The sequence below is a fragment of the Azohydromonas aeria genome, assembly GCF_009760915.1.
Lineage (GTDB): Bacteria > Pseudomonadota > Gammaproteobacteria > Burkholderiales > Burkholderiaceae_C > Azohydromonas > Azohydromonas aeria.
Map to the genome: position 1 here is coordinate 1 of NZ_VIDQ01000016.1, position 22,204 is coordinate 22,204.

The 22,204-nt window shown below is 73.4% G+C and carries 23 protein-coding genes; 9 read left to right on the forward strand and 14 right to left on the reverse strand.

Features of this window, described 5'->3' with window-relative positions; genetic code table 11:
- A partial coding sequence (locus tag FJ694_RS11890; protein ID WP_157267434.1) for a MerR family transcriptional regulator occupies window positions 1-771 on the forward strand: 771 nt, incomplete at its 5' end.
- Between the two features lie 34 nt (window positions 772-805).
- Here FJ694_RS11890 and FJ694_RS11895 read toward each other — a convergent pair.
- Together FJ694_RS11895 and FJ694_RS11900 are read right to left on the reverse strand one after the other, a co-directional pair.
- On the reverse strand, window positions 806-2,047 hold the full coding sequence (locus tag FJ694_RS11895) for an RtcB family protein (protein ID WP_157267436.1): 1,242 nt from the start codon (window positions 2,045-2,047) through the stop codon (window positions 806-808).
- 65 nt (window positions 2,048-2,112) lie between these two features.
- Entirely contained in the window at window positions 2,113-2,604 is a 492-nt protein-coding gene (locus FJ694_RS11900) for a c-type cytochrome (RefSeq protein WP_157267437.1), read from the reverse strand.
- Between the two features lie 202 nt (window positions 2,605-2,806).
- Here FJ694_RS11900 and FJ694_RS11905 point away from each other — a divergent pair, with 202 nt between their 5' ends.
- Window positions 2,807-4,174 (forward strand): chloride channel protein, encoded by a 1,368-nt coding sequence (locus FJ694_RS11905; protein ID WP_157267439.1) that lies wholly within the window; start codon window positions 2,807-2,809, stop codon window positions 4,172-4,174.
- A 57-nt stretch (window positions 4,175-4,231) separates the two neighbouring features.
- Here FJ694_RS11905 and FJ694_RS11910 read toward each other — a convergent pair whose 3' ends face one another.
- The 3 genes from FJ694_RS11910 to FJ694_RS11920 form a co-directional block, all read right to left on the reverse strand.
- Entirely contained in the window at window positions 4,232-4,582 is a 351-nt protein-coding gene (locus FJ694_RS11910; RefSeq protein WP_157267441.1) for a hypothetical protein, read from the reverse strand.
- 43 nt (window positions 4,583-4,625) lie between these two features.
- Window positions 4,626-4,841, reverse strand: coding sequence for a hypothetical protein (locus FJ694_RS11915; protein ID WP_157267443.1), 216 nt, complete (start codon window positions 4,839-4,841; stop codon window positions 4,626-4,628).
- 127 nt (window positions 4,842-4,968) lie between these two features.
- Window positions 4,969-5,265 carry a hypothetical protein gene (locus FJ694_RS11920; protein WP_157267445.1) on the reverse strand — a complete coding sequence of 99 codons (297 nt, stop codon included), beginning with the start codon at window positions 5,263-5,265 and terminating at the stop codon, window positions 4,969-4,971.
- Window positions 5,266-5,390: 125 nt separating this feature from the next.
- On the opposite strand from FJ694_RS11920, the gene FJ694_RS11925 reads away from it, so the two are divergent.
- Window positions 5,391-5,924: a hypothetical protein gene (locus FJ694_RS11925; protein ID WP_157267447.1), complete on the forward strand. Its 534-nt coding sequence runs from the start codon at window positions 5,391-5,393 to the stop codon at window positions 5,922-5,924.
- Between the two features lie 418 nt (window positions 5,925-6,342).
- On the opposite strand, the gene FJ694_RS11930 is transcribed toward FJ694_RS11925, so the two are convergent.
- The gene (locus FJ694_RS11930; protein ID WP_232539999.1) at window positions 6,343-7,635 is read right to left on the reverse strand and encodes a DUF445 domain-containing protein; all 1,293 of its coding nucleotides are present in this window, start codon (window positions 7,633-7,635) and stop codon (window positions 6,343-6,345) included.
- Window positions 7,636-7,785: 150 nt separating this feature from the next.
- Here FJ694_RS11930 and FJ694_RS11935 point away from each other — a divergent pair, with 150 nt between their 5' ends.
- Both FJ694_RS11935 and FJ694_RS11940 read left to right on the forward strand, forming a co-directional pair.
- Complete coding sequence (locus FJ694_RS11935; protein WP_157267449.1) at window positions 7,786-8,118, forward strand: hypothetical protein; 333 nt, start codon at window positions 7,786-7,788, stop codon at window positions 8,116-8,118.
- Between the two features lie 67 nt (window positions 8,119-8,185).
- Complete coding sequence (locus tag FJ694_RS11940; protein WP_157267451.1) at window positions 8,186-9,202, forward strand: YihY/virulence factor BrkB family protein; 1,017 nt, start codon at window positions 8,186-8,188, stop codon at window positions 9,200-9,202.
- Here the strand turns inward: FJ694_RS11940 and FJ694_RS11945 are convergent.
- Window positions 9,105-9,434 carry a hypothetical protein gene (locus FJ694_RS11945; protein ID WP_157267453.1) on the reverse strand — a complete coding sequence of 110 codons (330 nt, stop codon included), beginning with the start codon at window positions 9,432-9,434 and terminating at the stop codon, window positions 9,105-9,107. The two genes, FJ694_RS11940 and FJ694_RS11945, sit on opposite strands and share 98 nt — an antisense overlap.
- A 148-nt stretch (window positions 9,435-9,582) precedes the next feature.
- Here FJ694_RS11945 and FJ694_RS11950 point away from each other — a divergent pair, with 148 nt between their 5' ends.
- Window positions 9,583-10,065, forward strand: a complete 483-nt coding sequence (locus tag FJ694_RS11950) for a CreA family protein (protein ID WP_157267455.1) — start codon at window positions 9,583-9,585, stop codon at window positions 10,063-10,065.
- 43 nt (window positions 10,066-10,108) lie between these two features.
- Here FJ694_RS11950 and FJ694_RS11955 read toward each other — a convergent pair whose 3' ends face one another.
- Together FJ694_RS11955 and FJ694_RS11960 are read right to left on the reverse strand one after the other, a co-directional pair.
- Window positions 10,109-11,902: a S8 family peptidase gene (locus tag FJ694_RS11955; RefSeq protein ID WP_157267457.1), complete on the reverse strand. Its 1,794-nt coding sequence runs from the start codon at window positions 11,900-11,902 to the stop codon at window positions 10,109-10,111.
- Window positions 11,903-12,108: 206 nt separating this feature from the next.
- Complete coding sequence (locus FJ694_RS11960) at window positions 12,109-13,599, reverse strand: S8 family peptidase (RefSeq protein WP_157267459.1); 1,491 nt, start codon at window positions 13,597-13,599, stop codon at window positions 12,109-12,111.
- A 216-nt stretch (window positions 13,600-13,815) separates the two neighbouring features.
- Here FJ694_RS11960 and FJ694_RS11965 point away from each other — a divergent pair, with 216 nt between their 5' ends.
- A complete protein-coding gene (locus FJ694_RS11965) occupies window positions 13,816-15,192 on the forward strand; it encodes a glycosyltransferase family 87 protein (RefSeq protein ID WP_157267461.1) in 1,377 nt (458 codons plus the stop codon).
- Here the strand turns inward: FJ694_RS11965 and FJ694_RS11970 are convergent.
- Entirely contained in the window at window positions 15,164-16,060 is an 897-nt protein-coding gene (locus FJ694_RS11970) for an NAD(P)-dependent oxidoreductase (protein WP_157267463.1), read from the reverse strand. The two genes, FJ694_RS11965 and FJ694_RS11970, sit on opposite strands and share 29 nt — an antisense overlap.
- A 171-nt stretch (window positions 16,061-16,231) precedes the next feature.
- Between FJ694_RS11970 and FJ694_RS11975 the strand changes: the two genes are divergently transcribed.
- Entirely contained in the window at window positions 16,232-17,182 is a 951-nt protein-coding gene (locus FJ694_RS11975) for an MBL fold metallo-hydrolase (RefSeq protein ID WP_157267465.1), read from the forward strand.
- A 7-nt stretch (window positions 17,183-17,189) separates the two neighbouring features.
- Here FJ694_RS11975 and FJ694_RS11980 read toward each other — a convergent pair whose 3' ends face one another.
- A complete protein-coding gene (locus tag FJ694_RS11980) occupies window positions 17,190-18,422 on the reverse strand; it encodes a polysaccharide pyruvyl transferase family protein (protein WP_157267467.1) in 1,233 nt (410 codons plus the stop codon).
- A 192-nt stretch (window positions 18,423-18,614) separates the two neighbouring features.
- Between FJ694_RS11980 and FJ694_RS11985 the strand changes: the two genes are divergently transcribed.
- The gene (locus FJ694_RS11985) at window positions 18,615-19,235 is read left to right on the forward strand and encodes a BPSL1445 family SYLF domain-containing lipoprotein (RefSeq protein WP_157267469.1); all 621 of its coding nucleotides are present in this window, start codon (window positions 18,615-18,617) and stop codon (window positions 19,233-19,235) included.
- Between the two features lie 171 nt (window positions 19,236-19,406).
- On the opposite strand, the gene FJ694_RS11990 is transcribed toward FJ694_RS11985, so the two are convergent.
- The 3 genes from FJ694_RS11990 to FJ694_RS12000 all read right to left on the reverse strand — a co-directional run bounded on the left by FJ694_RS11990 (window position 19,407) and on the right by FJ694_RS12000 (window position 21,999).
- A complete protein-coding gene (locus tag FJ694_RS11990; RefSeq protein WP_157267470.1) occupies window positions 19,407-20,114 on the reverse strand; it encodes a phosphatase PAP2 family protein in 708 nt (235 codons plus the stop codon).
- Between the two features lie 94 nt (window positions 20,115-20,208).
- Window positions 20,209-21,090 carry a pirin family protein gene (locus FJ694_RS11995; RefSeq protein ID WP_157267471.1) on the reverse strand — a complete coding sequence of 294 codons (882 nt, stop codon included), beginning with the start codon at window positions 21,088-21,090 and terminating at the stop codon, window positions 20,209-20,211.
- Between the two features lie 147 nt (window positions 21,091-21,237).
- Window positions 21,238-21,999 carry a TerC family protein gene (locus FJ694_RS12000; protein WP_157267472.1) on the reverse strand — a complete coding sequence of 254 codons (762 nt, stop codon included), beginning with the start codon at window positions 21,997-21,999 and terminating at the stop codon, window positions 21,238-21,240.
- Window positions 22,000-22,204 lie beyond the last annotated feature (205 nt).

Below are 22,204 nucleotides of genomic sequence, written 5' to 3' on the forward strand. Positions count from 1 at the left end.
GGCGTGCCGGACGGGTCGGCGGACGGTGCCGCCGTGCCGGCCGGCGACACCGCCGCGGGCCATGACGCGGGTGCCGCGGCCCGGGCGCCGCGGGACGCGGACGGCGCGTCGTGGCGCGTGGTCGTGGTGGGCACGGCGCTGGTCAGGCGCCTGGAGCAGCCGGGGCTGCGCACGCGGCTGGGCCGCGCGCCGCAGGCGGTGCGCAGCGGCGAGACGCTGGAGGAGGTGCTCGAAGGCGTGCTGGCCGAGCCGGTGCAGGCCGAGGCCGTGCTGCTGCAGTGCGCGTCACTGCGGCCGCAGGACCTGGCGCCGCTGCAGGCGCTGGCGCAGGGCTGCGGCGCGCAGCGGGTGCACGTGCTCTACGGCTTCGCCACGGCGTCGCTGATCGCGGCCTTCGAGGCCGCCGGCGTGGCGCTGCTGCGCGCGCCGCAGGACGACCGCGCGCTGGCGTCGTGGCTGCAGGCCTCGTGCAGTCCGCTGGCGCTGCCGCTGGTGCTGGCGCCGCGGCGCTGGGACGACGCGGCGCTGGCCGACTTCGCCGCGCTGTCCAACACCATCACCTGCGAATGCCCGCGCCACGTGGCGGATTTGCTGATGCAGCTCTCCAGCTTCGAGTCCTACAGCGGCGAGTGTGCCCACCGCTCCCCGGCCGACGCCGCGCTGCACGCCTATCTCGGCCAGGTCGCCGGCACGGCGCGCGCGCTGTTCGAGCAGGCGCTGGAGCGCATCGCGGCGCAGGAGGGGCTGACGTTGCCGGGCGGGGGCGGATGACGGCCTGCTGAAGCCAGGTGGTTGCGCCCCGCACCTACCCCTTCACGCACACCACCTGCCGCAGCGTGTGCACGACTTCCACCAGGCTGTCCTGCGCCGCCATCACGGCGTCGATGTCCTTGTAGGCGTGCGGTATCTCGTCGATCACGTCCTTGTCCTTGCGGCACTCCACCCCCGCGGTGGCGGCGCGCTGGTCGGCGAGCGTGAAGCGGCGTTTCGCCTCCGTGCGGCTCATGGTGCGGCCCGCGCCGTGCGAGCAGCTGTGGAAGCTCTCCGGGTTGCCCTTGCCGCGCACGATGAAACTGCGCGCGCCCATGCTGCCGGGGATGATGCCCAGCTCCCCCGCGCGCGCGCTCACCGCACCCTTGCGCGTGACCCACAGGTCCTGCCCGAAGTGGCGCTCGCGCTGCACGTAGTTGTGGTGGCAGTTCACAGCCTGCTCCTGCACCTCGAAGCGCTGGCGGATCACCTTGCGTGCGGCCGCAACCACCGCCTTCATCATCAGCTCGCGGTTGAGCGCCGCGTAGCGCTGGGCCCAGCCCACGGCGCGCACGTAGTCGCCGAAGTAGCGTGAGCCTTCCTCCAGGTAGGCCAGGTCGCGGTCGGGCAGGTTGGCCTGGTGGCGCATCGCGTCCTGCTTGGCCAGCTCGATGAAGTGGGTGCCGATGGCGTTGCCCACGCCGCGCGAGCCCGAGTGCAGCAGGAACCACACGGCTTCCGTCTCGTCGAGGCAGACCTCGATGAAGTGGTTGCCCCCGCCCAGCGTGCCCAGGTGCGTGCGCTGGTTCGCCTTCTCCAGCCGCGGGTGCAGCCGGCACAGCTCCCTGAACTCGGGCGCGAGCTGCGCCCAGGCCGCGTCCACCGGCGGCGGCGCCTCGCGCCAGGCGCCGGGGTCGCGCGCGCCGGGCGCGCGCCCGTGCGGCACGGCGTGCTCGATGGCGCTGCGCAGCGGGCCCAGGTTGTCGGGCAGGTCGGCGGCGCCGAGCGTGGTGCGCGCGGCGATCATCCCGCAGCCGATGTCCACGCCCACGGCGGCCGGGATGATCGCCTTCACCGTCGGGATCACCGAGCCCACCGTGGCGCCGATGCCCAGGTGCACGTCCGGCATCGCCGCCACGTGCGGGAACACCACCGGCAGCCGCGCCGCGTTGGCCAGCTGCTGCCGCGCGGCGTCCTCCACCGGCACGCCGCGCGTCCACATCTTCACCGGCACGCCGCCCTCGACCGCCTGCTCCTCGTAATCCCGGTCGCCATCCCTGGCCGCTGACTTCGCCATGGCGCGCTCCTTCACTCGATTCAAAACCGCTTCATTGGACCGGAGCGGCCGGCGGCGCTGCGCCGTCAGGGCTTCTTCGCCTGCGCCGCGTACTGCGCATTGAGGCGGTCGTGCTTCTCCCGCACGGAAGGCGGCCACTTCGACTTGATCCACGACAGCACGGCCACGATCTCCTCGTCGCTGAGCACGCCCTCGAAGGCCGGCATGGCCGACTTGTGGTCCGGCAGGTTGGCGGCGCGGGCGATGCCCAGCTTGGTCATGCGAAACAGCAGCGCGTCGGGGTGGTGCCAGGTGTGGCCGCTCTCGTCGTGCGGCGGCGCGGGCAGCAGCCCGTCGGGGCCGGGCTCGCGCCAGTCGGCCTGGCCCTCGCGGTGGGCGCCGTGGCAGGCGGCGCAGTGCTGCTGGTACAGGCGCTCGCCCTGGCCCACCAGCTGCAGGTCATGGGGCCGCAGCAGCGCCGGCGGCGCGGCGGGCTCGGCAAGGCGCTGGAGGGCAGCCGCGGCCAGGAGCACGCTGCCCGCGGCGGCGACGACAAGGATCAGGGAACGCTTCTTCATCGGCTTCGGGCAGGTCCCGGGGAACCACGCATCAAACCCGGAGCGTGCCACCGCCGGGGCACGCTTTCCGGTGCGGGCGGATGCAACAGTCCTTGTCCGGAGCGCATTACCGCGGGCCCGGTCCTTGCTGGCGCGAGGCGCACCGCCATCCAGCCAGCCAGCACCACCCGCGGCGCCCGCGTGCCGGGCCTGCCGCCGCCCCATGCAGCAGCACGAGCCCGACATCCTGCGCAACCTGCGCGCCGAGCTGGGGGACTGGCGCCCGTGGCTGGACCGCGCGCTGGTGCTGGCCGCGGCGGCCGCCGCCGGGCTGCTGGTGGTGAGCTTCACCTGGCTGGCCGGGCAGGCCCTGCACGCCTTCAACCTGCTGTGGCGCCACGCGCCCTGGGCGCTGTTCGTGGCCGGTCCGCTGTGCGCGGCGGCGATCGCCGCCATCACGCGGCGCTGGCTGCCGGGCGCGGGCGCCTCGGGCATCCCGCAGGTCATGGCGGCGCTGGACACCGCCACGCCGCCGGCGCAGTACGGCCTGTTCGTGTCGCTGAAGATCAGCCTGGCCAAGGTGCTGCTGTCCTCGGCCGGGCTGCTGGCCGGGCTCTCGCTTGGGCGCGAGGGACCGTCGGTGCAGGTCGCCGCCGGCGTGATGCTGGCGGTGCGGCCGTGGCTGTCGCCGCGCACCGTCATCAGCGCGCACGGGCTGCTGGTGGCCGGCGGCGCGGCCGGCGTGGCCGCGGCGTTCAACACGCCGCTGGGCGGGGTGCTGTTCGCCATCGAGCAGCTCTCGCGCTCGCTCAACCAGCGCAGCAGCGGGCTGCTGATCTCGGCCATCGTGCTGGCCGGCCTGATCGCCGTGTCCGTGTTCGGCAATCTCGCCTACTTCGGCGTGATCCGCGTGCCGGCGCTGGGCTGGTCGCTGCTGGGGCCCGGACTGCTGGTCACGCTCGCGGCCGGGCTGCTGGGCGGGCTGTTCGCGCGGCTGCTGGTGGCCTCCATGGCCGGCACGGCCGACCGCTTCAGCGCCTGGCGCCAGCGCTACCCGATCCGCTTCGCCGCCGGCTGCGCGCTGGCCGTGGCCGTGATCGGCGCGGCCACCGGCGGGGCCACCTTCGGCAGCGGCTACGAGCACACGCGCGCGCTGCTGGAGGGCACCGAGTCCGTGGGCGGGCACCAGCCGGGGGTGTTCGTGCTGCTGAAGTTCGCCGCGACCTGGCTGTCGTCCTGGAGCGGCGTGCCGGGCGGCATCTTCGCGCCCTCGCTGTCCATCGGCGCCGGCGTGGGGCAGGACGTGGCGCTGCTGCTGGGCCGCCCGGAACTGGCCACGGCGCTGATCGCCATGGGCATGGTCGCGTTCCTGGCCGCGGTGACGCAGGCGCCGCTCACCGCCTTCATCATCGTCATGGAGATGGTCGCCGGCCACGCCATGGTGCTCAGCCTCATGGCCTCGGCACTGCTGGCCAGCCTGGTGTCGCGCCAGATCAGCCGCCCGCTGTACGAGGCGCTGGCGGAGCTGCAGCTGCGGCGGCTGGAGACGCAGGCACCGGCCGTACCAGCGCGGGACAAGCCCCGCGCCTGACACCGGTCACGCCCGCGCCCGCCGCACCCGCCGGCAGCAGGGCGGCGGCAGGGCCCATCAGGCCGGGCACGGCGACAGCGCCGCCAGCGGCAGCCACAGCGTGGCGATGACGACGCAGCACAGCGCCCCGCAGGCCATGGCCAGCCAGGCGATGAAGCGCCGGCGCTCCTGCGCCGCCAGCGGGTCCGGCGTGTCGGGCAGCATCGAGGGCAGCGGCTCGCTCGGCCGCCGCGCCGCGCGCGCCGCCCACAGCGTCAGTGCCAGGCACGTGAGGAAGGTCGCGGCCATGGGCAGGTGCAGCAGGACACCCTGCTGCCGGTTGCAGCCCGGACCGACCAGCAGGTAGGCGAACGCCAGGCTCGCCAGGGCCAGCAGCGGACTCAGCAGCAGCGGCAGCCAGACTCGCATGGGGTGGGCGCGTGGTCGGGCCGCAGCCGGCTTTCGCGGGCCCTCACCGTGCCGGCGGTGCCGCCTGCGCGGCGCCGGCATTCGGACCCTGCATGCGCGGCTCCGGCAGTCGCGGCGTTCCCGGCTCCGGCACGCGCGGTGCCCCCGGTTCCGGAACGCGCGGCGGCGCGGGGGGTGGCGGGTCGGAGCGCCGACGCTCGCAGCCGCCGGCCAGCGCGGCCAGCGCCAGGACACTCAGCAGCACGGAGACGCGTTTCATCGCGGCGTTTTCCCGGTCGAACCCGGCCCGACGGGGCCTGGGTGAAGAAGGCCCGGCAACCCCCGTGCCGCGCCCGCCGGGCCGGCGGCGCCCCGGTATGGCCGGGGCTGCCGCCTTTTCTTTCCTCTCAGCGCGAGCGGCTGGCGCGCCAGCGCGCGAGCAGCTGCCGCACCAGCGGCACGGTGCACATCATCCCGGCCGAGGCGCCGAAGGCCATGGGCCACATCGAGCCGGTGGCGTCCATGCCCCAGGCGCCCATCAGGATGGCGCCCTGGCCGAGGAAGTAGGTCTGCAGCGGCGTGGTCTTCATGGTGGCGTGGCGGGTGGCGTTCGTGGCGAGCCGCGCGGCGCGCGGCTTCGTCCCTCCTTCGGCCGCGCCGGGGCCGGTCTTGAGCGCCGGCCGCGGCGGCGGCATGCACTCCATCACACCCGCGCCCGCCGCGATGCTCCCGGGGCGCTGGCGGGGACGGGCGCGCGGCTTGCTGACTCCGGCCAAGGCGCCGCGGCATGTGGCGCCGCCCACCGCAACCAGACACAGGAGCTCACACCATGGCTGATTCCCCGTACGTCACCGGCTTGTTCCGCGACCGCGACAGCGCCGAGCGCGCCTACCAGTCGCTGCATGAGCGCGGCTACACCAAGGACGACGTGAACCTGGTGATGTCCGACGAGACGCGCAAGCGCCACTTCGGCAGCGACAGCACCACCACCGGCACGCAGACCGAGCTGGGCAACAAGGCGGCCGAGGGCGCAGGCATCGGCGGCGCCATCGGCGGCACGATCGGCGCGATTGCCGCGGCCGTGGCGGCGGTAGGCACCTCGGTGGCCATCCCGGGCCTGGGCGTCGTGATCGCCGGCCCGATCGCCGCGGCACTGGCCGGCGCCGGCGCGGGTGCCGCCAGCGGCGGCCTGATCGGCGCGCTCATCGGCTGGGGCATCCCGGAAGAGCGCGTCAAGCACTACGAGGAAGGCATCAAGCAGGGCGGCATCCTCATGGGCGTGAAGCCGCGCAGCGAGGACGACGCCGCGCACTTCGAGCGCAGCTGGAAGTCCGCCAACGGCGAGCACGTGTACTACCGCTGAGTGCGCGTCCCCGGGCGCCCGTCCTGACCGGGCGGGCGCCGCCTAGGAGCGACACGGCGGCCTGCGGGCCGCCGTTTTCGTTGGCCGCTGTCCACGAGCCGTCGGTGCAGTGCCATCGGGCAGCCCGAAGCACTGATGTCGTCCTGTCCACGCATGCGCACTGGCGTCCGGGAAAACCGAGCGCGCTGGCATCCCGACAGCACGGGCGTCCCGCCCCCTGCCTCGTCATTCCGGCGAAAGCCGGAATCCACGAATGCTGCAACGCCTCGTTGGCCAGCGTGGGCACGTGCCTGCGCCGGCCTTTCCACCGCAGCGGTGCGCGTGGATTCCGGCTTTCGCCGGAATGACGGATCGGGGTGCGAGGCGTCGTGGCTGACGGGATGCCCGAGCGGATGCTTGCCTGTGCGGCAATGCGCCCTCACCCCCCCAGCGCCACCGTCACCGAGTGGATCAGCAGCCCGATGAGCCCGCCCACGAGCGTGCCGTTGATGCGCACGAACTGCAGGTCGCGCCCGATGTTGCGTTCCAGCTCGGTGGTCAGCTCCTCGGTGGGCCAGGCGTCCACGCGCGCGGTGATGTAGGCGCGGATGTCCTCGCGGTAGCGCTCGATCCAGGCCGGCGCGGCCTGCATCAGCTGCGCGTTGATCCACTCGCGCATGGCCGCGTCCTGCTGCAGCCGCTGGCCCAGCCCCTGGGCGCCCTCGGCCACGCGCAGGCGCAGCGTCGATTCGGAGCGCTGCAGGTCGGCCTGCAGCCAGGCCAGCAGCTGGTCCCACAGCCCGTGCAGGTACTGGCCCAGCGCCGGGTGGCGCAGCCATTCGCTCTGCAGCTCGCGCCCGCGCTCGCGCAGCGCCGGGTCCTCGCGCAACCGCTCGATGCTGCGCGCCATGAAGTCGTCGAAGCGCAGCCGCAGCGGGTGCTCCGGGTCGGCGCCCATCTCGGCCATGAGGTTGCCCAGCGCCGAGATCAGCTTGCGCGTGGCGATGCGCCCGGCCACGGCGTCCAGGCCCAGCAGCTTGAGCATCTTCAGCTCCAGCGCCACGACCTCGGAAATCTTGTCCTGGATGCCCTCGTCCTCCAGCAGCGCCGCGAGCTGCTGCAGCAGCTCGTCGAGCAGTGCCTGGTGGCGGCGCTCGGCCGTCAGCAGCGCCAGCAGCTCGCCGGCCACGGCCGAGACGTCGATCTGCTCCAGCCGCGACAGCACGCTGCCGCGCAGGAAGTGGCGCACGCGCTCGTCGTCCAGCGTCGAGAGCAGGTAGCGCGCGGCCGCCGCCAGGTGCTCGGCCAGCTGCGCCGCGTGGCGCGGGTCGGCCAGCCAGGCCGCCAGGCGCGAGGCGGCGTCGAACTCGCGCAGCTTGGCCAGCACCTGCGGCGTGCCCAGGAAGTTGTTGCAGATGAAATTGGCCAGGTTGCGCCCGATGCGCGCCTTGTTGCTCGGGATGATGGCGGTGTGCGGAATGCGCAGCCCCAGCGGATGGCGGAACAGCGCCACCACCGCGAACCAGTCGGCCACCGCGCCGACCATGGCGGCCTCGGCGAAGGCGGCCAGGTAGTGCCAGCCGCTGCCGGGCCAGCGGTGGTGCAGCACGGTGGCCAGCGCGTACAGCACGGCCGCGCCCAGCAGCAGCCCGAGGGCGATGCGCTTCATGCGCGTGAGGGCCGCCTGGCGCTGGACCGAGGCGGGATCGAGGGTCGGCGTGACGTCGTTCACGGCGGCCATCATGCCCGCCGCGCCGGGGGCCCGGGGAAGCGCCGAACTGCCCGCGCCGGGCCGCGCTTTTCCGGCCATGGCCACCGGGCCGCCGGCCTCATGCTTGCGCATCGCCGGACAGCGCCGGCTCTCCGATTCGCACCTCTCGCCATGAAGAAGCTCCAGATCGACGTCACCAAGTCCCTCTACGACAGCGATGGCTACCGCCACACGCTGGTGACGGCCACGCCGGTGCAGATCGTCACGCTGCTCGAAGGCTTCTACTGGCTGTGGGACCGCGTCACCGGCGTGTGCCTGCTCGAAGGCATGGCTCATGCCCGGCTCACCAACCACATCCCGCCCGGCGAGGACGCGCAGGCGCGGCGCAACCCGGTGGCCGAGACGCGCGCGTTCCTGACCGCGCAGAGCGTCATCCGCAACGCCGCCAGCGGCGGCCGCGACATCGACGACACGCCGGCCGGGCCGCAGGACGTGGCGCATTGACCACCCCCTGACACCCTGACGCCCGGGGCGCGCCCGCCCCGGGCCCGTTCCCTGCTCCAGCGCGCCCATGTCGCGCGCCTTCAACCAGGTGCTGCAGCACCCGGGCCGCTTCCTGGCCCAGTGCCTGGGCGCCTTCCGCAAGAACCAGGGCCTGCTGCTGGCCGGCGCCGTGGCGTACTACGCGCTGCTGTCGCTGGTGCCGCTGCTGATCCTGTGCGTGATCGCGCTGTCGCACCTGGTCAACCCGGCCGAGCTGCTGGCCACGCTCGCGCGCTACCTGGCGTGGCTGCTGCCGGGGCAGAGCGCGCCCCTGGTCGCCGAGCTCGACGTTTTCCTGAGGAACCGCGACACGGTCAGCGTGCTGCTGCTGGCGACGATGCTGTTCTTCAGCTCGCTGGCCTTCACGGTGCTGGAGAACGCGATGTCGGTGATCTTCCTGCACCGCGTCGCCATCCGGCGCCGCCACTTCCTGGTCTCGGCGCTGCTGCCTTACGCCTGCATCGTGGCGCTGGGCCTGGGGCTGCTGCTCATCACGCTGGTGGCCGGCGCGCTGCAGACGCTGGGCACCGACACCGTGCACCTGTTCGGCCGCAACTTCGGGCTCGACGGGCTCTCGGCGGCGCTGCTGTACCTGCTGGGCTTCACCGGCGAGGTGCTCGTGCTCAGCGCCATCTACATGGTCATGCCGGTGGGGCGGCTGCGCTGGCGCCATGCGCTCATCGGCGGCGTCACGGCGGCGGTGTGCTGGGAGATCAGCCGCCACTTGCTGGTGCTGTACTTCTCGACGCTGTCCAAGGTGAACGTGGTCTACGGCTCGCTGGCCACCGCCATCGTCGTGCTGCTGAGCCTGGAGATCGCCGCCACGGTGCTGCTGTTCGGCGCGCAGGTGATCTCCAGCTACGAGCAGCTGCTGCGCGAGGGCCACACCGCCGTGCCCGGTGGCCTGCGCACCGCGGCCCCGGCGCCGGCGGTGGGCCGCGGCCGGCTCAAGTTTCGCGTGCCGGGTCGCCGGGCAGATCCGGACACTCCCAGCCCAGCAGCTCCGACAGCCGCTTCACCACCCAGGCCGCCTCGGCGGCGCTGAAGCCGGATGCCGCATCCGCCAGCCCGGCGTGGTAGCGCAGCAGCAACTCCGGCTCGGAGCCGTGGGCGTGGATGCTGCGGCTGCGCGCGTGCTCGTCGAGCTGCTGCGCCAGGTCCTCGCACAGCTCGTAGCGCGCGCGCACCTCGGCCAGCGGCGCGGTCAGGCGCTGGCGCGCGTCGCGGTACAGGGACAAAAAGGAGTCGGGCAGGTAGATCTGGTTCTCGTCGCTCATGGGCAGGTTCCTTGCGTGTCCGCGGCACGCGCATGGCGGGCCTTGTACCGCATGCCGCGGCCCAGGCCGGCGCTGGTGACAATGGGCTGCATGCGGCGCGCCCCTGCACGGCGCAGCCCCCTGACACCAACCCCGGGAGCCCCTCCTCATGAAATTCCGTCGCCTGCTGCTGATTCCGCCGCTGCTGGCCTGCGCTGCCGCCGCGGCCCGCGCCGAGGCCATCGGCGAGGTGGACACCGTCTTCAAGCTGATCGGCCCGGACCACAAGATCGTGGTCGATGCCTACGACGACCCCAAGGTGCCGGGCGTGACCTGCTACGTCTCGCGCGCCAAGACCGGCGGCATCAAGGGCGCCATCGGCATCGCCGAGGACAAGTCCGACGCCTCCATCGCTTGCCGCCAGGTCGGCCCGATCAGCTTCCCCGACGGCCGGCCGCTGCCCCGGCAGGAGGAGATGTTCAGCGAGCGCATCTCGCTGGTGTTCAAGCGGCTGCGCGTGGTGCGCATGGTCGATGCGCGGCGCAACGCGCTGGTCTACCTGACCTACTCCGAGCGCCTCATCGAGGGCTCGCCGCAGAACAGCATCACGGTGGTGCCGGTGGACGGGGGGACGAGGATTCCGGTGAAGTGAGGGCGCGGACCGCCCGGGCCAACCGGCCACCGGCCCGCCCCCCTCACTCCTCGTCCACCTCCAGCCGGTAGCTCCCCGCCGCGCCGCTGCCCCAGCGCACGCGCAGCACCACCGTCATGGCCGCGCTGCCGGTGTTGCGCACCTGCACCGTGTCGGTCTGCGCGCCGCCCAGGGTGCTGATGGCCAGCCGCGTGCCGTTCGCGTCCACGGCGACCAGGTCGTGGTTGGCCTCGGCGTTGGGCGTGAGCCGCGCCGTGAGGTTGCGGCCGGCGCCGAGCTGCACGGCGTAGAGGTCCAGGTCGTCCGTGGCGCGCAGCGCGCCCTGCACCACGGCCGGCAGCTGCGCGAGCGGCTGGGCGCGGGCGATGTGGTTGTTGGGCTCGACCTCGGCCACCTGCACCGGCGCCGCGGGCGCCACCGCCGCCACGCCGGCGGCGTCCACCGCGGCGTTGGCATCGAGCAGCCCGCTGCCGCAGCCGGCGCAGGCCGCCGGGAAAGGCCGCGCCGAGTCCTTCAGTCGCGCCTCCAGCAGGTCGGGTGTGAGCGCGGGATGGCGCGCGAGCATCAGCGCCGCCGTGCCCGCCACGTGCGGCGCGGCCATCGAGGTGCCCATCAGGGCCGCGTAGCTGTCCGCCCCGGGCACGGTCGTGCCGGCATTGAGCGTGGACAGGATGCGCCCGCTGCCGTCACCGCCCGGCGCCGCCAGCGCCACCGCCGCGCCGTAGTTGGAGTACGAGGCCTTGCCGCCGCCGCGCCCCGTTGCCGCCACCGCGATCACCCCCGGACAGCCGGCCGGCTGCGTCAGCGCGGCGTCGGTGTTGCCGTTGCCCGCGGCCACCACCACCACCGCGCCGAGCGCGCGCGCCGTGGCGATGGCGTTGCGGTAGGTCTGGCTGCAGCTGCCCCCGCCGCCCAGCGACAGGTTCAGCACCCGCGCCGGCGTCGGGTTCGCGGGCTGGTTCGCCACGCTGCCGCCGGCGGCCCAGACCATGGCGTCGGCGATGTCGGAGGTGTAGCCGCCGCAGCGGCCCAGCACGCGCACCGGCAGCACCTTCGCGCCGAAGGCCACGCCCGCCACGCCGATGCCGTTGCCCGCGGCAGCAGCGACGATGCCGGCCACGTGCGTGCCGTGCCAGCTGCTGTTCTTGGCCGCGCTGCCGCCGGCGCATTGCCCGGCCGTGGTCCAGTCGCCGGGGTCGGACGGATCGGCGTCGCGGCCGTCACCGTCGCGCGCTATGAAGGTGTCGGTGATGAAGTCGCGCCCGGGCAGCAGGTTCACCCTGAGGTCCGCGTGCGCTCGCACGCCGGTGTCGATCACCGCCACCACCACGCCGGCGCCGGTGGACTTGTCCCAGGCGGTCGGGGCGCGGATGCCGGCCATGGCGTCCCGCAGCGCCCACTGCTCGGCATGGCGCGCGTCGCCGGGTTCCCACTGCGGCTGCATCAGCGCGTCGGCTTCGGCGTACTCCACGTCGGCGTCGCCGTTGCGCAGGTCGTCGGCCAGGCGGCGCAGCGCCTCGGCCTCCAGCGGCCGGTCCAGCCGGAACACGTGCGCCCCGTCGGCCAGGCGCCGCAGGTGCGACAGCCGCACGCCGTGGCGCTGCACCGCGGCCTCGGCGCGCAGCTGCGCGGCGGCCAGCGGCGCGGCCAGGCGCGCGGCGCTGCGGTACCTGACGATCAGCCGGTCGGTGGCCGCGGGCGCCGACAGGGCGGCCGACGCCGGTGCGCCGTCGCGCTCGAAGGCAGCGGCCGGACGGGCCTGCAGCAGGAGGAGGGGAAGCAGCGCGGCCGCCAGGGCGGCGCCGCGAAGGCGGAAGGGGGAGGACTGCGGTGACATGGACGCCTGGGGCCGTTGCGAAGGGCTGCCGCGGCGTGCACGAGGAAAAACGGCCCGCGCAGGGCAGGCCGTCAGTGGAGGCGCCGGGGGCGCACCGGGTCAACCGCCCGGCTCCGGTCCTCCAGGCAAGCGGAAGTTTCGAAGGAAACCGTCGCCGCAGGATGTTTCAGCCATTCAGCCAGCCGGCGCGCTGCGCCGACCGGGGCTTACTTGCCCTTCTTCGTCGTCGTGGTGGACGTCGTCGGGGCCGGCGAGGTGGTCGTGGTCGGGGTCGGCGTGGGCGAGGTGGCCACCGTGCCGGTGCCGGCCGCGTCCACCGCGGCGTTGGCGTCGAGCAGTCCCGTGCCGCAGCCGTTGCAGGCGCCGGGGAAGGGGCGCACGGCGCCCTTGAGGCGGGTCTCGACGTCGTCGGGCGTGAGGGTCGGGTTGCGCGAGAGCATCAGCGCCGCCACGCCGGCCACGTGCGGCGTGGCCATGGACGTGCCCATGTAGTACGCGTAGCTGTCGGCGCCGGGCGTGCTGGTGCCGGCATTGAGCGTGGACAGGATGCCCGCGCCGCTGTCGCCGCCCGGCGCGGCCAGGTCCACCACGGCGCCGTAGTTGGAATAGGACGCCTTGGCACCGGTGCGGCCCACCGCCGCCACCGTGACCACGCCCGCGCAGTTGGCCGGCGCGGTGTTGGCGGCATCGACGTTGGCGTTGCCGGCGGCCACGACCACCACCGCGCCCCGGGCGCGCGCGGCGTTGACGGCGTTCTGGTAGGTGGTGGAGCACAGCCCCGAGCCGCCCAGCGACAGGTTGAGCACCCGCGCCGGGTTGGGGTTGGCCGGCACGCCGTAGACGCTGCCGCCCGCGGCCCAGACCATGCCGTCGGCGATGTCGGAGTTGTAGCCGCCGCAGCGGCCCAGCACCCGCACCGGCACCACCTTGGCGCCGAAGGCCACGCCGGCCACGCCCAGCGCATTGCCGGTGACGGCGGCAACGGTGCCGGCCACGTGCGTGCCGTGCCAGCTGCTGTTGGTGGCCGCCGAGCCGATGTAGCACTGGCCGGCGGTGGTCCAGTCGCCGGCGTCGGACGCATCGGCGTCGCGCCCGGTGCCGTCGTTGGAAACGCTGGTGCTGGTGATGAAGTCGTAGCCCGGCAGCAGGTTGGCCTTGAGGTCGGCATGCGGGCGCACGCCGGTGTCGATCACGGCCACGACCACGCCGGCGCCGGTGGACTTGTCCCAGGCGGTGGGCAGGTTCAGCCCGGCGGTGGCCTCGAACAGGGCCCACTGCTGGGCGTAGCTGGTGTCGTTGGGGGTGTACTGCGGCTGCGCGATCAGGTCGGGCTCGACGTACTCGACGTCGGCGTCGCCGTTGCGCAGCTCCTCGCCCATGCGGCGCAGCTCGGCCAGCGTCATGGCACGGTCGAGCTGGAACACGTGGGCGCCGTCGGCCAGGCGGCGCAGGTGGCCGAGCCTGGCGCCGCGCTGCTGCGCGATCACCTTGGCGCGCGCCTGCGCGGACGCGCCGGGCGCGTCGGCACCGGCGGCGCTGCGGTACTTCACGATCAGCCGGTCCGTCACCGCCTGCACCGCGGCGGCGCCCGGGGTGACACCGCGCTGGAAGGCGGCGGCCGGCATGGCCTGCAGGGACAACAGCGTGGCGGCGGCCAGGGCCAGCAGCGGGAAGGACTTCTTGGAGCGCGAGGACATCTACAACACCTGCAAGGACGCGCCGTCCGGGGCCAGGGCCGGCTCCGCGGCGATGACCCCTCTTCGTCCCGGAGCCCGTGCTGTTGAGGGCCGGCGTGAAAAAATTTTGTGACCGGCTTCAACGCACGGACACGGACGGCCCTGGCGCAGGGCCGGCATGCTGGCCGCGCCGGCCGCCCTTGGGTGCTGGCGCACTGGCTCTCCCGGGGACGACCGATGAACGAATTGAAACTGCAGCCTGGATTCATTTTCCGGGCGCTGCTGCTGATCGTGGCCGGCGTCGTCGTCATCGACGGTATTCACCAGATTCTTTATGCCAGGTCCGCATTGGGCGAGCTGGGCAAATGGCTGCGCGGCCATGCCACCGACGATTCGTGGCGCCACATGCGCCAGGCTTATGCCGTGCTGCGCGGGCCGCGTGACGATCCGGCCTACCAGGAAATATTCTTTGACCAGAAAATAAAATTCCAGTATCTGCTCACCAGTTTGCTGCCTTTTTATTTTGCCGAGAAGCTGGGCATTTTCCTGGGCAACCGCACGCTGAATTTCGTCAGCGGCATCTGCGTGGTGCTGCAGATATTGGCGGTGGCGCAGGTCGCGGTGATGGCCTTCAGGCGCCGCGTTGCCGCGGGTGCCGGCGCGCTGGTGCCGCAGGGCCCGGCCTGGGGCGTGTGGGCGGTGGCGGCGGTGGCGGCGCTGCTGTTCTACCCGCAGCTCAAGGCCTACAGCCTGGGGCAGGTGCAGGCCTGGCTCAACGCCTGGTTCGCCCTGGCCTGCCTGGCCTGGATGCTCAACCGGCCCTTCGCCGCCGGGATGCTGGTGGCGCTGGTGTGCCTGTTCAAGCCGCAGTTCGCGCTGTTCCTGCCCTGGGCGCTGCTGCGCCGGCAATGGCATTTCGTCGCCGGCTGGTGCGCGGTGGCCTTCACCGGCGCGGCGATGTCGCTGGCCTTTTTCGGCTGGCGCGACAACCTGGACTACCTGTCGGTGCTCTCGTTCATGAGCCGGCACGGCGAGGCCTATTACCCCAATCAAAGCGTCAACGGGCTGCTGAACCGGCTGCTGGGCAATGGTGATTCGACCCAGTGGGAATCCGGCGGATTCCCGCCCTACCACGCGGTGGTGCACGCCGCGACGATATTGACCTCGGCGCTGCTGGTCGGCTTTTGCCTGTTCCACAAGTTCAGGGCGGCGAATTTCAGCGTGGTGGACGTGCTGATTGCCGCGCTGAGCTTCACCATGGCCTCGCCGATCGCCTGGGAGCACCACTACGGCGGCCTGGTGGTGGCCTTCCCGGTGCTGGCGCTGCTGCTGCTGGAGTGGTCGCAGCCCCGCGAGCGGCGCATGCTGCTCGCGCTGCTGGCCGTGAGCTGGCTGCTGTGCTCGCGCTTCTGGCCGTCGGCGCAGGAACTGGCGCCGACGTGGGCCAACCCGCTGCAGAGTTACCTGTTCTTCGGCTTCCTGGCGCTGCTGTGGCTGATGTACAGGGTGCGCGACTTCGCCGCGGACCGGCTGGGCCAGACGCCGGCCACCGCGGGCCGCCGCCCGCAGTGGCCGCTGCGCCGGCTCAGCGCGGCACGATTCGCGCGCCGCTGAGCTGCTCCTGCGCCTCCAGCAGCGAGGGCACGTACTTGGCGCCGTGGCCCAGTGCGCTGGCCAGCGTCAGCGACTGGTGCACCGCCTCGCCCATGACGCTGGGCACGGCCAGGTCCTCGGCCAGGTGGGTGTAGTAGCGCAGGTCCTTGCGCGCGTTGTCCAGGCCGAAGCGGATGCCGGCCAAGTCGCCGCCGAGGCCCTTGGCCATGGCCTGGAACAGCCCGGAGTTGACCGGCCCGGCCGACAGCAGCTCCACCAGCCGCGACAGGTCCACCCCGGCGCGCTGCCCCACCGCGAAGGCCTCGGCCGTGGCGGTGCAGATGGCCTGTCCGATGAAGTTGTTGAGCAGCTTCACCGTATGCCCGGCGCCCGGGCCACCGACGTGGAACACGTTCTCCGCGAAGCAGCGCAGCACCGGCTCCAGCCGCGCGAACACCTCGGCTTCGGCGCCGACCATGACGTTGAGCCGCCCGGCCTCGGCCTCGGTGGGCGTGCGCGCCAGCGGCGCGTCCACCAGCACCGCGCCGGCGCCGGCGCAGGCCTCGCGCAGCCGCGCGGTGGAGCCGGGCTCGCTGGTGGAGCAGTCCACGATCAGCAGCCCGGGCCGCGCGCCGGCGAGCAGCCCGCCCGCGCCGGTCACCACGGCCTCGACCTGCGGCGAGCCGGTGACGCAGACGAAGACGACGTCGCTGTCCTGTGCCAGCGCCGCGGCCGAAGGGGCCTCGACGGCGCCGGCGGCGAGCAGGTCGGCCACGCGCTCGCGGTTGCGGTGCACCGTCAGGCGCAGCTCGTGGCCGCGCGCGAGCAGGTTCTTCGCCATGCCGTGGCCCATGAGGCCCGAGGCGCCGATGAATCCGATGCGTGCCATGCGTGTGTGTCCTTGGTCGGGGGTGATGCGGAAGAGGGGGGGCCGCGGCCCTGACTTCGAGCAGCGGCCGGCGCGGGGCATGGTAGGCAGCGCGGGCCATCCCGCGCCGCCAGGGAAAAGGCCGGCGGCTATGCTCGCGCCGCCTTCGTCCCACCTTCTGGAAAGCACCGCATGAGCGCCTCGCCCGACACCCCCGCCGACACCCTGCGCCGCCTGGGCGCCCGGCTGTTCGTGCGCGGCTGGCTCTCGGCCAACAACGTGCTGTTCGAAGGGGGTGCCGAGGACGGCGCCGCGGTGGTGGACACCGGCTACGTCACGCACGGCGCGCAGACCGTGGCGCTGCTGGAGCATGCGCTCGGGGCCCGGCCGCTGACGCGCATCCTCAACACGCACCTGCACTCGGACCACTGCGGCGGCAACGCCGCGCTGCTGCGGCGCTGGCCGCAGGCGCACCTGAGCGTGCCCGCGGGCTACGCGCCGCACCTGCGGCCCTGGGACGCGCGCGCGCTGGGTTTCACCGACATGGACCAGCAGTTCGAGCCCTTCGAGGCGCACGGCTTCCTGGTGCCGGGCACGACGGTGCGGCTGGGGCTGCACGACTGGGAGATCCACGCCGCGCCCGGCCACGACCCGCATGCCGTGCTGCTGTTCGAGCCGGCCAGCCGCACGCTGGTGAGCGGCGACGCGCTGTGGGAGGGGCGGCTGGCGATCATCTTCCCGGAGCTGGTGGGCCGCTCCGGCTTCGAGGCGGCGCAGCAGGCGCTGGACTGCATCGAGCGCCTGGCGCCGCGCGTGGTGCTGCCTGGCCACGGCGAGGCTTTCACCGACGCGGCGGCGGCGATCGAGGCTTCGCGGCGGCGCCTGGAGGCCTTCATGGCCGCGCCGGCGAAGCACCACCAGTACGCCGCCCGGGCGCTGGTCACCTACCACCTGCTGGAGCACCGCGCCGTGCCGCGCGCCGACCTGGAGCGCTGGATCGTCGAGACGCCGGTGCTGCGCCTGGCGCCGGGCGAGCGGGCCACGCCGCAGGAGCGGCATGAATTCGCCCGGGAGACGGTGCGGCGGCTGGTGGCGGACGCGGTGGTGAGCGAAGAGAACGGCTGGATACGGATGGCGGGGTAGGGCGACCTCAGCCCGGGCGCAGCCACGGCGCGAACTCCCCCTCAAAACCCGCCCTGAACGCCGCTGCCAGTGCGTGCCCATGCGCGCGCAGCCGCGCCGGGTCCGCCGCCAACGCCACCCGCAGCGCCTCGCCCGCGTCCGCCACCGCCACGCAGCCCGGCAGTCCCGGCAATTCCCAGCTCTCGACGTAGGCCCGGTGCTTGGCCGCGCCTTCCACGCTGTCCGCGCCGCCCTGCGGCGGCAGCAGGTTCAGGCGCGGGCGGCCGAAGGCGGTGGCGACGATGCGCCCGTGCAGGCTGCTGCCGCAGTAGGCCGCGCTGCCGGCCAGCAGCGCGCAGAGGTCCCAGAGATGGACGCTGTCCATCACGGCGGCCGGCGCGCGCAGCCGGGCGGCCAGGCGCCGCAGCACCGCGGCGTCGTCGTGCCAGGGCGCGGTGCCGGCCCGGAACAGCACGAGGCCCAAGTCGTGCGCGGCGGCGACGGCGTCGAGCCGCCGTGCCAGCGTGTCGAGGGTGGCGTCGTCGCCGAACTCGGCCGCGAGCTGCAGCGCCAGGTAGCCGCCGCCGAAGCGGGAGCGCAGCGCCGCGATCTCGCCGCGCGCCGCGCGGCGCCGGATGGGAGCGCCGAAGAGCCGTGCCGTCAGCACGGCCGGGTCGGGCAGCAGCCGCGCCCGCACCCCGGCCGCGGCCAGCAGTGCCTGCGTGGCCGCGTCGCGCACCGCCACGGCGTCCATGGCGCGCAGCTTGGCCAGCGCTTCGGCGCGCAGGCGGCGCGGGCCGTGCTCCAGCCCGGCACCTCCCAGGCCCAGCGCTAGCACGGGCGCGAAGCGGCCGGCCAGCGCGCGCGGCAGCAGGTAGGGCACCTGGTCGTCCAGGCCCAGCGAGGCGCGCGTCCAGCGCCGGCGCGCCAGCGCGCGCGGCGCAAGCCAGGCGATGGCGGCGCCGGCCTCTTCGGGCGGCAGCAGCATGGCGGCGGCCTGCCAGGCGCTGCAGGTCAGCAGCTGGCCGCCCACGTGCAGCAGCGGCGCGGGCGGCTCATCCCGCGCCGGCGCGCATTGCGCCAGCGGCCGCACGCGGTGCCCGCCGTCGGCGCGCAGGTCGCGCGCGGCCAGGCCGGCGCAGCGTACGGGGCGCCCGCGCAGCAGCCGGGCCGCGACCCGGGCCAGCAGCAGGTCGCCGAAGTTGTGGCGGTCGAAGGCGCCGAAGAGGGTGACGGGCGGTGCGGGCGCGGCGGGGCTCATCGCGCCATGGTGGCGCCGCGCGACCCGGCCGCGTGGCCGGTCGGGACCAGGCGGGCTGGCCACCGGTGCGCGGGCAGCGCATTTGCCAGGGTGCCGGTGCCCGGACCGGGGCCGTGAAAAGACCCCGGGTGCCGGCCGGCGCCGATGCCTTCGTCGGCAAGCCCAGAACAACGCAACTGGAAAGGACACGTGATGGACCGCAACCTCGTCTCCCGGATCGATTCCCCGTTGCCCGCCGCCGGCCGCCGTGGCGTGCTCGGCGCGCTGGCCGGCGTGCCGCTGCTGCTGCTGGCCTCGGGCTGCGCCGTGACGCGCGGCGGCGACAAGTCGCCTGAAACGAGGCGACGCGATATCAACGCCGGCGCCGACGCCACGCTGGCGCGGCTGCACGAGCAGGTGCGCGGCTCGCGCGAGGTCACGTCCAAGGCCAACGGGCTGCTGGTGTTCCCCTCCATCCTGGCCGCCGGCCTGGTGGTGGGCGGCGAGTACGGCGAGGGCGTGCTGCGCGCCGGGGGCCGTCCCCAGGGCTACTACCGCGCTGCCAGCGGCTCCTTCGGCTTCCAGGCCGGGGCGCAGTCCAAGGCGGTGGTGATCGCGTTCCTGTCGCAGGCCGCGCTGGACAAGTTCCGCAACAGCAACGGCTGGACCGCGGGCGTGGACGGCTCGGTGGCGCTGGCCAAGATCGGCGCCAACGGCGAGGTGGACACCAACTCGATCCGCGGCGACGTTGCCGCCTTCGCGCTGACCAACGCGGGGCTCATGTACAACCTGACCATCGAGGGCACCAAGATCGCCCGCATCAACGACCTGTGAGGGCGACCGGGTCAGCCTCGTCAGGCTGACCCCCTCCCGTTCGCCCTGAGCTTGTCGAAGGGCAGGCGCTGATATGCCGGCGCGTCAGAGGCTTCGACAGGGCTCTCCTGAGCTTGTCGAAGGGCTCAGCCCGAACGGTTTTTGTAGTACGCCAACGGCCTCGAACCCGGCTCAGTCCAGCGGCCGCATCCGCCCGCGCACCATCGGGCCGTTGAAGAAGGGCGGCAGCGGCTGGCCCTGGCGCTGCAGCTCCTGGCGGTAGTCGCGCAGCATCATCCAGCGCTGGTAGGGCTCGTCGCGGCCCGACAGCGCCACCGACAGCCGCATGACCCAGCCGTGCGTTTGCGAGGGCGGGGCGCCGGCGGGCGTGAGCAGCATCCACGCCGCCAGCGCCGCCACCAGCGTGCGCGGCGCGTGCAGCGGCGGCGCGTGCATGCGGCGCAGCGCCACGAAGCTGGCGGCGGCACCCAGCACGAAGCCCAGCACGGCCTCCACCGGCGAGTGCGCCTGCACCACCACGCGCGACCAGGCGATCAGCGCCGCCAGCCCCAGCCCGGTGAGTTCCGCGGCGAGTTGGCGGCGCGGGCCGCGGTCGGCCACCAGCACGCGCGCCAGCACCGGCAGCACCGCGGCGGCGAACATGGCGTGGCCCGAGATGCCGGTGAAGTTCAGCGGCGCGTAGCCGATCTCCCAGCCGAAGAAAGCCACCTTGGTGATGGTGGTCAGCAGCGCCGCCACGCCCGTGCAGGCGGCCCACCACAGCGCCGCGTGCGGCTTGTGCGAGCGCAGCGCCAGCCACGCCGAGGTGGCGAGCATGGCGGGCAGCAGGATCTGGGCTTCGCCCAGGCGCGTCAGCAGGTTCCAGAAGTCCAGCGGCATGTCGTCCGCGCGGCCGGCGCGGTGGGGCAGTGAAAACCGGTGGGCAGCTTACTGGAGGGGCCCGCCGCGGCGGGCCCAAAAGTCAGGGTTCACCCTAGGCAAAACGGCCGGCGCGGAAGTCCTCCACGGCCTGGAACACCTGCTCGTTCGTGTTCATGACGAAGGGGCCGTACTGCGCGATGGGTTCGTTCAGCGGCTGCCCGGCGATGAGCAGGGCGCGCGCGCCTTCGGGACCGGCCGCCAGGCGCACGCCGTCGCTGCCGGCCTCGTTGCGCAGGATCGCCATGCGCTGCAGCGGCACGGCCGTGCCGGCGATGTCCAGCGCGCCGCGATAGACGTAGGCAAACGCGTTGTGTCCCGGCGGCAGGGCCTGCTCGAAGGCCGCGCCCGGCGGCAGCTGCAGATCCAGGTACAGCGGCTCGGTGCGCTCGCGTTGCACCGCGCCGGCCACGCCGTGGCTCGTGCCGGCGATGACGCGCACGCGCACCCCTTCGGCGCTGGTGAACTCCGGGATCTCGCCGGAGGCGATGTCGCGGTAGCCGGGCTCGCACAGCTTCCGGTCCGAGGGCAGGTTCAGCCAGAGCTGGAAGCCCTCCATGCGGCCTTCCTGCTGCTCGGGGATCTCGCTGTGCACCAGGCCGCGGCCGGCGGTCATCCACTGAACGCCGCCGCCCGCCAGCAGCCCCTCGTGGCCGGCGCTGTCGCGGTGGCGCAGGCGGCCGGCGATCATGTAGGTCACGGTCTCGAAGCCGCGGTGCGGGTGATCGGGAAAGCCGGCGATGTAGTCGTCGGGGTTGTCGGTGCCGAAGGCATCGAGCATCAGGAACGGGTCGAGCCGGCGCTGCAGCGGCTGCGTCAGCACGCGCGTGAGTTTTACCCCTGCACCATCGCTCGTCGGCATGCCTGTCACCAGGCGTTCGACGCTGCGCGGGTGGCGGACGGTGTCAGGGGTGGTGGCGGAGGTGGTGGTGTCCATGCAGGTCACTGTAGGCGCCGCATCCCGCCTTGGCATTGCATGCGGCTGCATGCCGGGTTCCATGAAACGAAAGGGGCCGCCCCGAGGGCGGCCCCGTCAGTCAGCGCGTGGCGCGGTGCTGCGGCGCCTTGGCGCCGCCCAGGGTGTTCAGCGCGGCGGCTGGGCGTCGTCCGGGCTGTAGGCCGAGTGCAGGTGCGTGGGCTGCGCGGCGCGCTTGCGCAGGCGGATGTTGAGCATCTCCACAATCAGCGAGAAGGCCATGGCGAAGTAGATGTAGCCCTTGGGCACGTGGTGGCCGAAGCCCTCGGCCAGCAGCACCACGCCCACGGCCACCAGGAAGGAGAGCGCCAGCATCTTGATGGTCGGGTGGTCGGAGACGAAGCGGCCGATGGGGCCGGCGAAGACCATCATCATCCCGACCGAGGCGACGACGGCGGCGATCATGACCGCGACCTCGTCGACCATGCCCACGGCGGTGATGATCGAGTCGAGCGAGAACACCAGGTCGATGATCATGATCTGCAGGATCACGGCGCCGAAGCTCGACGCCACGGCCTTGGACTCGTGGCCTTCCTCGCCTTCGAGCGACTGGTGGATCTCGCCGGTGCTCTTCCAGACCAGGAACAGGCCGCCGAGGATGAGGATCAGGTCGCGCCCGGAGATCTCCTGGCCCAGCACCGTGAACAGCGGCTCGACCAGGCCGATGATCCAGGACAGCAGCAGCAGCAGCCCGATGCGCATGAACATGGCCATGAACAGGCCCAGGCGCCGCGCGAACTCGCGCCGCTCGCGCGGCAGCTTATCGACCAGGATCGATATGAAGATGATGTTGTCGATGCCCAGCACCAACTCCAGCGCGGTGAGCGTGAGGAAGGCGATCCAGGCTTGCGGGTCGGTCAGCAGTTCCATCGAGGTGTGTCCTTTGGGCTGGGCGGCGCGGAGTCCGTGTCCGGGCGCCGCGGGACGCGCGCTTTCAGCATGCGGCATGCCGTGCGTGCGGGCGCGATGCCCATGATGCCCGCGGCGCGGGCACCGGCGGTGCCCGGCGCGCGGCCCTCGCATTGCCGCCGCGGCGCCATTTCGCGCATGATCCTTCGGACCATCCCACCCCGGG